Source organism: Vibrio hibernica (assembly GCF_015223435.1).
Classification (GTDB): domain Bacteria; phylum Pseudomonadota; class Gammaproteobacteria; order Enterobacterales; family Vibrionaceae; genus Vibrio; species Vibrio hibernica.
This window is the reverse complement of record NZ_VHKO01000029.1, coordinates 24,839-33,986: the sequence shown is the minus strand read 5'-3', so window position 1 is coordinate 33,986 and position 9,148 is coordinate 24,839. Positions and strand designations below refer to the sequence as shown.

The following is a 9,148-nucleotide window of genomic DNA, read 5'->3' as shown; positions in this document are numbered from 1 at the left end:
CCCAGTAGAATACCGAAATCAGGCCTTAAAAGCCGCATAACAGAAATGTCCAACTTTAAGGGGTCACTTCAGTTTAATTCCAGAGGCTTTTTTGTTGTGTTGATTTTGCAAATAATCGTATTAACAATTCGTGTATTAACGACTCGTTAGTCGATTATCTCAGGCACCTTAGTTGCAACTTGCAGCGCCAAGGTTTTTCCAAACACCCCATTCACCGGTTGTCCACCATTTTGCTTCATAGAGTGTTCCACCAGATGTGACTTGATCACCGCTCGAATAAACTGCAGCCGTATCCCATTCATTATCACAAGTTGGATCTGGATCTACCGTACCAGTGGTTTTCAATATCACAACAGAGGTCGACGCTGAGCTAGACAACTCGCCATCGCTAACCGTAACGGTAAAGTTCAAGGTGGTATCTACATCGTATTCACCCGCTACGAAGCTGATGCTAGAACCTGTTCCTGAAATACCAGTTGGCAGCGTCCAAGTATAAGTGAGCGAATCACCTTCAGCATCCGAAGAACCCGAAGCGTCAACGACAACCGTAACGCCTGCTTGCGTTTGCGCTGGAGCAGTTATGGCTGCAATTGGCGCAGTATTGTCTACAGGAACATCAACAGGGTTTACTGTTATTACGACCGTATCGCTTGCTGTTGCACCTTCGTTATCGGTCACCGTTAATGAGAAAATTAGCGTTTGAGGTTCTGTCACTTCTGGTGCATTAAAGTTGGCTTTAGCGCTATTGGCATTGGTCAAGTTTACTGCTGTTCCAGAGGTTTGTGTCCAAGCATAAGAGGCAATTGAACCGCTTTTATCACTTGATTTAGAACCATCTAGAGTGACCGCGGTAGGGCCAACCACTACTTTATCCATACCTGCACTTGCTGTTGGTGCATGATTCGACGCTTCACCGGCTAAACCTTCATGCATTGCATTTAGGATATCGCCATTATCAGCATCAATTTCCCATGAGAATAAACCCGCTAGGCCTAGGCTACGAGCGTATTGACCTTTAGCGATTACTGAGCGAGGACTATCATAAGTTAACAATTTTCCGTTAGATCGGTTCCATACCCAAGCGGCTTCAGCTTGCTCATCATAACCGACTTCATAGCCATTGATCCCTTGACCATTTGGCCCAACCATATTGTCTTTCAGACCTTTATAATCGATGATGCCGGCTTCCCACACACCTTGTGCTTTTGAGCCAGAAAATTTGCCACTACCTGTGCCTGTCATTGGATCGTTTGGATCGGTTAAGCTTGAAGGCATAACGCCATCCCAACCTCGGCCATACATAGCGGCACCCGCTACCAATTTATTAGCCGGAACGCCTTGAGCTAGTAGTGCAGTAATGGCGTTATCCACGGTATAAGCGGGGCCTTTAAATGGCTTACCTTCCGCATCAATACCTGTGCCATCACATTGGCCAGGTAACATAAAGCTACCACAATAAAGGCCAGTTTGATGTCCAGGGACATTATTCCAACCACTGTAGAAATCGTAAGTCATGGCAAAGATGTAATCCATATATTGGGAGGCTTGACCATAATTGACATCTTCTATTTTGTCGTAGCCTGCACCAATAGCAGAAGTTAACTCATATTCTCTGCCGGTATCAGCTTCAAGCTGATCCAACATCGCACGAAGTTCTTGCATTAGCGCAACGTAAGCTGGCCCATCTTTTTGTGGGTCACCTAAGTTGGCATTTTCACCATCACCGCCAGGGAATTCCCAGTCAATATCGACACCATCAAAGAACTTCCAAGTAGTTAAGAATTTTTTAACTGAAGCGACAAAAATATCGCGTTTTGATTTGTCGGTGAAAGAATAAAATGGATCAGAAAGAGTCCAACCGCCAACCGATGGGATGATTTTTAGATCAGGATTTCGCTGTTTAAGTGCCATCATCATGGCAAAGTTGCCCTTGATAGGGGTGTCGTACTCATGCCCAGCTTGTTTAAAGCTTTTTTGATATGCAGCCCAAGGGTCGTGAATCACGACGTTGTAATCAGGTACGCCCTGACAAGCCGTTTGTAGGGCATTAAAACTATTACCGCCAACTGATTTTAGTGATTCATTAGGGCCACAGATTGGGATGAAGCCATATAAGATGTGGGTTAAGTTATCAGCAGGAGGATTATCGACAGTATAATCACGGTCATAAATTCCCCACTCAACGAAATAAGTGCCGACAACTGTATTTTTATCAGTGTTATAACTCTTATTATTTGGATCGGTATTCATCACTAACGGTGCTAAGTGTGAACCATCAGTATCTGCAATGGTTAAAGCTTCAGATGAAGATTTGGTGCAGCCCGTTTCATCGCAAGCTTCGATCACCATTTGGTAAACGCCGCCTTTTGGGTAGGTAAATGATGCGGTTGTTTTACTACCTTTAATTGGACCCGTTGCCACAACTTCGCCATCAAAATAGATATTGTAAGTATCACCAGTATCGCCGCTATATTGATTAAAGATAATATCGACTTGAGCTTGGTCGTGATATTGAACCATGCTGTTGTAACCCGATGTTGTTTCCATCGCGAGGTCAATTTTTGAAAATTGTAAATTTTTTGAACCATACATATCTAAAGCAGGGGCTCCCGGGGCAGCACTTACGGCTGTAGAACCTAAAGCTAAAGATATTGCTACGGCGGTCAGGTTGAAACGCTTCATATCATTTCTCTTATCTATTCCTTGATTAAATCCACCGCTAAAATAGAAGAGCGATGGAAACTGCGTACATCATTTTATCTCGCATCAAATTCAGTGTTCATGAAGAGGAAAGGGGAAACAAAGTGAAAAGTGTTCTTTTTGAATCGAGTTAGAAGTAATAATTATTTAATCCCTGCTATTTCATATAAACATCGTAGAGGCTCGACATTTGATAAAACTTGTCATTTCTTTAGTTGTAACTATCGGGAATTAAGCTAGTGGCGCTGTATTTTCTTTCCCTTCCTGAGCGCTTAATGAGCTGTTGTTTATTATTTAACCGCAGTGTCTGGTTGTTTATTGCTATTTTGTCAGGTTAATACTCTGTAAATGTTTATCAATCCGAACTTTTACTCTTCTATAAAGTAAAAGTGTCGATGAAGTAGTGTTTTTTAATATTATGTATGGTTGTTAACGTTAAAGATTGGTAGTGTTATCGGATCTTTATCTGGTTATTGTTCAATCAAGCAGTGAAATTATTCTAATAAAGCTATCTGTTTAGATTAGCGTGCTAATTAACCAATATTGAGTCATGGATGCATTTAAATAAAAACTTGGAGTTTATAACTATGTATAAAAACAAAATCACTCAAGCACTATTAATTGGTGCTGGTTTAACGTTTGGCGCTGCAACTTTTCCTGCAATGGCTGCACATGTTCCAGAAGGAACGAAACTTGCCGATAAACAAGAATTAGTCAAAGGCAATGGCACTGAAGTCGCTTCAATTGATCCTCAAAAGACCGAAGGTGTTCCTGAATCAAATGTTATTCGTGATTTATTTGAAGGCTTAGTTAACCAAGATGGTGATGGTAATGTGGTTCCTGGTGTCGCAGAAAGCTGGGAAACTAAAGACAACAAAACCTTTATCTTTCATCTTCGTAAAGATGCTAAATGGTCAAATGGCGATCCTGTAACCGCAGATGACTTTGTATTCACGTTCCAACGTGCCGTCGATCCTGCTACCGCTTCTCCTTATGCTTGGTATTTAGAAATGACTACCATGAAAAATGCAGCACAAATCATTAATGGTAAAGCCGATAAGTCGACTTTAGGTGTAAAAGCACTCGATGCGAATACGCTTGAAGTGAACCTTGAATCTGCCGTGCCTTACTTTGTTAAAATGATGGGTCACACAACGGTTAAACCAGTGAACAAAAAAGTGTTAGAAAAATGGGGCGATCAATGGACCAAACCGGAACACTTTGTTGGTAATGGTGCATATGTACTAAGCAAGTGGGTAGTGAATGAACGTATGGTAATGGTACGTAATAAGAACTACTGGGATGATAAGGACACGGTCATTGATAAAGTGACATACTTGCCAATTGAAAACCAAGTTGCAGAGATGAACCGCTTCCTTTCTGGTGAAATTGATATGACGAATGAGTTGCCGAATGAGCACTTTAAACGTCTTGAAAAAGAACATCCAGAAGATGTTTCAGTGGTTGGCAACTTATGCTCTTACTACTACGGTTTTAATAATGAAAAAGCACCATTCAATGATGTGCGCGTTCGTAAAGCACTTTCTTATGCAATTGACCGTGATGTCATCACTAAAATTCTATTAGGCCAAGGTCAAAAACCTGCGTATTTCTTAACCCCTGAAGTAACCGCTGACTTCCACCCAGTAATGCCTGAATACGGTACTTGGACACAAAAAGAACGTAACCAAAAAGCAGAAGCGTTACTAAAAGAAGCGGGCTACGATAAGTCACACCCACTTAAATTTAATTTGCTTTACAACACCAGTGAAAACCATAAGAAGAATGCCGTTGCGATTGCTTCTATGTGGAAAAAAGCGTTAGGCGTTGACGTGACACTTGAAAACCAAGAATGGAAAACGTACCTAGATAACCGTCGTGAAGGTAACTTCCAAATAACGCGTGCAGGTTGGTGTGGTGATTACAATGAAGCCTCATCATTCTTATCATTGATGCAGTCAAATAATAGCTCGAACGATCCTCGTTACCATAACAAAGAATACGATGCGGTAATGGAAAAAGCATTGGCATCAACCAGTGATGCCGAACGTGCAGATTTGTACGCTCAAGCAGAAGCATTGTTGGCTCGCGATATGCCAATTGCACCCATCTTCCAATATGTGAAAGCACGTTTGGTGTCTCCACAAGTTGGCGGTTTCCCTAAAAATAACGCTGAAGATAAGATCTACACGAAAGATCTTTATATGCTAGCGAAATAACACGTTATTAAAATGGCTTCACAATGGGTCCTGTATTTACTCGTTGTGAGGCCACTTTTATTTTATGTGTCCCGCGTAACACCCTCCGAATATTATAAAAACTCAGAATAATAATAAAGGGAATGTGTAGGCTATCCACTTCGAATCAGAAGAGTATGCTTATGCGAATTAATTAAAATGAGTCACAATTGGAAGTACTACTATGTTTAAATTCATTTTGAAAAGACTGATAGAGGCAATACCCACCTTACTGGTATTGATCACTGTGTCTTTTTTCCTAATGCGTTTTGCCCCAGGTAATCCGTTCTCCAGTGAACGCCCGTTACCTCCTGAAGTGATGGCAAATATTAACGCGAAATATGGCTTAGATCAGCCGGTGCTCACACAATACACCACTTATTTAACCAATATTCTGCAAGGAGACTTTGGACCTTCATTTAAATACCAAGATTATACCGTTAATGAGTTAGTGTACGCGGCATTGCCTGTGTCTGCTCAAGTTGGCTTTTTTGCCTTTATCTTTACCATTATATTAGGGGTAGGGGTTGGCACTATTGCTGCGTTGAAACAAAATACTTGGGTAGATTACACCATAATGTCCACCGCGATGCTTGGGGTGGTAATGCCATCCTTTGTGTTGGCTCCGGTGTTAATTTATATATTTTCGATCAATCTTGGATGGTTCCCTGCTGGGGGTTGGCAAGGGGGTGGCTTTCAATTTATGTTCCTTCCAATGGTGGGGATGTCACTTCTTTATGTGGCGACTTTCGCCCGTATCACTCGTGGTAGCATGATTGAAACGCTCAACAGTAACTTTATTCGTACCGCTCGCGCTAAAGGGTTGAGCTATCGCTATATTGTTTTTAAACATGCGTTGAAACCCGCTCTATTGCCGGTTGTGTCTTATATGGGGCCAGCATTTGTCGGCATCATTACTGGTTCAGTGGTGATCGAAACTATTTTTGGTTTGCCGGGTATTGGTAAATTATTCGTTAATGCTGCGTTTAACCGTGATTACTCGTTAGTGATGGGAATTACCATTTTGATTGGTTTCTTATTCATTCTTTTCAATGCCATAGTCGATGTGCTACTGGCGTATATTGATCCGAAAATTCGTTACTAATCAGAGGCTATCGCTATGTTAAATAAACAAAAAAATATGGAAGCGATCGAAAAGTTCTCTGGGAACTTAGAAATTGAAGGTCGCAGTTTATGGCAAGATGCTCGTATTCGTTTTATGCGAAATAAAGCGGCGATGGTGAGTCTTGTTATTCTTGTTTTGATCACTTTATCGGTGATCTTCTTGCCGATGTTTGCTCACTTTGCTTATGACGATACCGATTGGTATTCATTGCAAGCTGCGCCTTCTGCCGAGCACGTGTTCGGTACTGATAGCCTAGGTCGTGATTTATATGTTCGAACTTTAATGGGCGGGCGCATTTCGTTAATGGTAGGTATCCTTGGGGCTTTAGTTGCCGTGCTTATCGGTACTCTTTATGGCGCAGCTTCGGGTTTTATTGGTGGACGAACCGACCGTATCATGATGCGCATTTTGGAAATCTTATACGCCGTACCATTCATGTTCCTTGTGATCGTATTAGTGACCTTTTTTGGTCGTAATATTATTTTGATCTTTGTGGCGATTGGCGCAATTGCTTGGCTTGATATGGCGCGTATCGTGCGTGGACAAACGCTAAGCCTGCGTAATAAAGAATTTATTGAAGCGGCTTATGTATGTGGCGTGAGTAACTGGAAAATCATTACTCGCCATATTGTGCCAAACGTATTAGGTATTGTGGCCGTGTACTCAACGTTATTAGTACCAAGCATGATTTTGACTGAATCTTTCTTATCTTTCCTTGGTCTTGGGGTTCAAGAGCCAATGACAAGTTGGGGGGCATTGTTGCAAGAAGGCGCACAAACCATGGAGATTGCGATTTGGCAACTCGGGTTTCCTGCTGCATTCATGGTAATTACGCTATTCTGCTTTAACTATGTTGGCGATGGTTTACGTGACGCACTCGACCCGAAAGACAGATAAGAACAAGGACGTATTATGAGCTTATTAGATGTAAAAGACTTATGGGTTGAATTTAAAACTCAAGACGGCATGGTAACGGCGGTCAACGATTTAAACTTCTCACTACAACAAGGTGAGACACTTGGTATTGTGGGTGAATCTGGTTCAGGTAAATCTCAAACCGTATTTGCCATCATGGGTTTGCTGGCAAAAAATGGTGTTATTACTGGCAGTGCTAAGTTTGAAGGACAAGAGATCCTGAACTTGCCAGAGAAAAAATTGAACACGATTCGCGCTGAACAAATTGCGATGATTTTCCAAGATCCAATGACCTCACTTAACCCCTATATGAAAGTTAGCGATCAGCTAATGGAAGTACTAATGCTGCATAAAGGCATGGGCAGAGCAGAAGCGTTTGAAGAGTCGGTTCGTATGCTTGAGGCGGTGAAAATCCCTGAAGCCCGCAACCGTATTACCATGTATCCACATGAATTTTCAGGTGGTATGCGCCAACGTGTAATGATTGCTATGGCATTATTATGTCGCCCTAAATTATTAATTGCAGATGAGCCAACCACGGCTCTTGATGTAACGGTTCAAGCACAAATCATGGATCTGTTGAATGAGCTGAAACATGAATTTAATACCGCGATTATTATGATCACTCACGATTTAGGTGTGGTAGCAGGTTCATGTGACAAAGTCTTGGTAATGTACGCTGGACGTACGATGGAATATGGATCGGTTGAGGATATTTTTTACAATCCAAGCCACCCATATTCAGAAGGTCTATTACGCGCAATTCCTCGTTTAGATTCTAAAGGTGATGTGCTGCCGACCATTCCCGGTAATCCACCTAACTTATTACGTTTACCTGTCGGTTGTCCGTATCAAGAGCGTTGCCACCGTGTGACCGAGCGTTGTGGCCGTGAAGCACCACTTTTACTTCCATTTGGTGAAGATCGTTCTCGTGCTTGTTTTTCTGATTGGGAGGGCTGGAAATAATGACTCAGTCAACATTAATTAAAGAAGGCATAGACGTGGTTCAAGATGCGCCGCAGTCGAGCACGATTGGTAAAGAATTACTGCTCGATATAAAAGATCTTAAAGTTCATTTCAATATTGCGCCAAAATCAGCATGGCCTTGGGCGAAACCGTTGAAGCTAAAAGCGGTTGATGGCGTCAACGTTCGTTTATATGAAGGTGAAACGCTTGGTGTGGTTGGCGAATCTGGTTGCGGTAAATCGACTTTTGCGCGCGCTATTGTGGGCTTGGTAGAAGCAACGGAAGGTGAAGTTCTGTGGTTAGGCCAAGATTTAACGCGTATGCAAGCGGTGCAAAAGCGTGAAAAACGCAAAGAAATTCAAATGATTTTCCAAGATCCATTGGCATCATTGAATCCGCGTATGAGTGTTGGTGACATTATTGCTGAGCCTTTAGTGACGTTTTATCCGAAACTGTCAAAAAAGGAAGTGAAAGCCAAAGTAAAAGCCATGATGGACAAAGTAGGCTTACTACCAAACGTGATTAACCGTTATCCACATGAATTTTCAGGTGGCCAATGTCAGCGTATTGGTATTGCTCGTGCTTTGATTTTAAACCCAAAAATGATCATTTGTGATGAGCCGGTTTCAGCGTTGGATGTCTCTATTCAAGCGCAGGTGGTCAATCTGCTTAAAGAGCTACAAAATGAGCTTGGTTTGAGCTTGGTGTTTATCGCGCATGACTTATCCGTTGTGAAACATATCTCTGATCGCGTTTTGGTGATGTACTTAGGTAATGCGGTTGAACTGGGTGAATCGGATGCTTTGTTTGCCAACCCTAAACACCCATACACCAAAGCGCTTATGTCAGCGGTACCGATCCCTGACCCTCGTAAAGAGCGAGCTAAGAAGATCCAGATGTTGGAAGGGGACTTACCATCGCCAATCAGCCCACCATCGGGTTGTGTCTTCCGTACGCGCTGCCCAATAGCGACGACGCAATGTGCTGAACAGAAACCGCAAATTAAGGGATCTGATGTCCATTCGGTTGCTTGTTTGCTAGTGGACTAGGTCGTGTAATGGACTGGTTCGCGTAGTGGGTCATCTCCATCTCGAATAATTGACTCGTTAGGGATGAGAGCTATTCTTCTGCGAAAATGTGTAGTAACAATATAGAAGCAGTACCAATCGGTGCTGCTTTTTATTTATCTACCATACTGTGTTAA

General features: G+C 42.2%; 6 protein-coding genes. 5 read left to right on the top strand and 1 reads right to left on the bottom strand.

Annotated elements, in window-relative coordinates:
* Positions 1 to 168: 168 nt before the first annotated feature.
* Complete coding sequence (locus FH976_RS10865; RefSeq protein ID WP_194090879.1) at positions 169 to 2,682, bottom strand: glycosyl hydrolase family 18 protein; 2,514 nt, start codon at positions 2,680 to 2,682, stop codon at positions 169 to 171.
* A gap of 605 nt (positions 2,683 to 3,287) precedes the next feature.
* Here FH976_RS10865 and FH976_RS10860 point away from each other — a divergent pair.
* The 5 genes from FH976_RS10860 (at position 3,288) to oppF (ending at position 8,993) form a co-directional block, all read left to right on the top strand.
* Positions 3,288 to 4,919: an ABC transporter substrate-binding protein gene (locus tag FH976_RS10860; protein WP_194090878.1), complete on the top strand. Its 1,632-nt coding sequence runs from the start codon at positions 3,288 to 3,290 to the stop codon at positions 4,917 to 4,919.
* A 202-nt stretch (positions 4,920 to 5,121) separates the two neighbouring features.
* Positions 5,122 to 6,042 carry an oligopeptide ABC transporter permease OppB gene (oppB, locus tag FH976_RS10855; protein ID WP_194090877.1) on the top strand — a complete coding sequence of 307 codons (921 nt, stop codon included), beginning with the start codon at positions 5,122 to 5,124 and terminating at the stop codon, positions 6,040 to 6,042.
* 15 nt (positions 6,043 to 6,057) lie between these two features.
* The gene (oppC, locus tag FH976_RS10850; RefSeq protein ID WP_194090876.1) at positions 6,058 to 6,960 is read left to right on the top strand and encodes an oligopeptide ABC transporter permease OppC; all 903 of its coding nucleotides are present in this window, start codon (positions 6,058 to 6,060) and stop codon (positions 6,958 to 6,960) included.
* Between the two features lie 15 nt (positions 6,961 to 6,975).
* The gene (gene oppD, locus FH976_RS10845) at positions 6,976 to 7,944 is read left to right on the top strand and encodes an ABC transporter ATP-binding protein (protein WP_194090875.1); all 969 of its coding nucleotides are present in this window, start codon (positions 6,976 to 6,978) and stop codon (positions 7,942 to 7,944) included.
* Positions 7,944 to 8,993 (top strand): murein tripeptide/oligopeptide ABC transporter ATP binding protein OppF, encoded by a 1,050-nt coding sequence (gene oppF / locus FH976_RS10840; RefSeq protein ID WP_194090874.1) that lies wholly within the window; start codon positions 7,944 to 7,946, stop codon positions 8,991 to 8,993. Before oppD ends, oppF begins: the two co-directional genes overlap by 1 nt.
* The last annotated feature ends 155 nt before the right edge of the window (positions 8,994 to 9,148 follow it).

Bases quoted from the DNA above. Each gene is read 5' to 3' on its own strand.
- oppD (WP_194090875.1), top strand. From the start codon at position 6,976: ATGAGCTTATTAGATGTAAAAGACTTATGGGTTGAATTTAAAACTCAA.
- FH976_RS10865 (WP_194090879.1), bottom strand. From the start codon at position 2,682: ATGAAGCGTTTCAACCTGACCGCCGTAGCAATATCTTTAGCTTTAGGT.
- oppF (WP_194090874.1), top strand. From the start codon at position 7,944: ATGACTCAGTCAACATTAATTAAAGAAGGCATAGACGTGGTTCAAGAT.
- oppB (WP_194090877.1), top strand. From the start codon at position 5,122: ATGTTTAAATTCATTTTGAAAAGACTGATAGAGGCAATACCCACCTTA.
- FH976_RS10860 (WP_194090878.1), top strand. From the start codon at position 3,288: ATGTATAAAAACAAAATCACTCAAGCACTATTAATTGGTGCTGGTTTA.
- oppC (WP_194090876.1), top strand. From the start codon at position 6,058: ATGTTAAATAAACAAAAAAATATGGAAGCGATCGAAAAGTTCTCTGGG.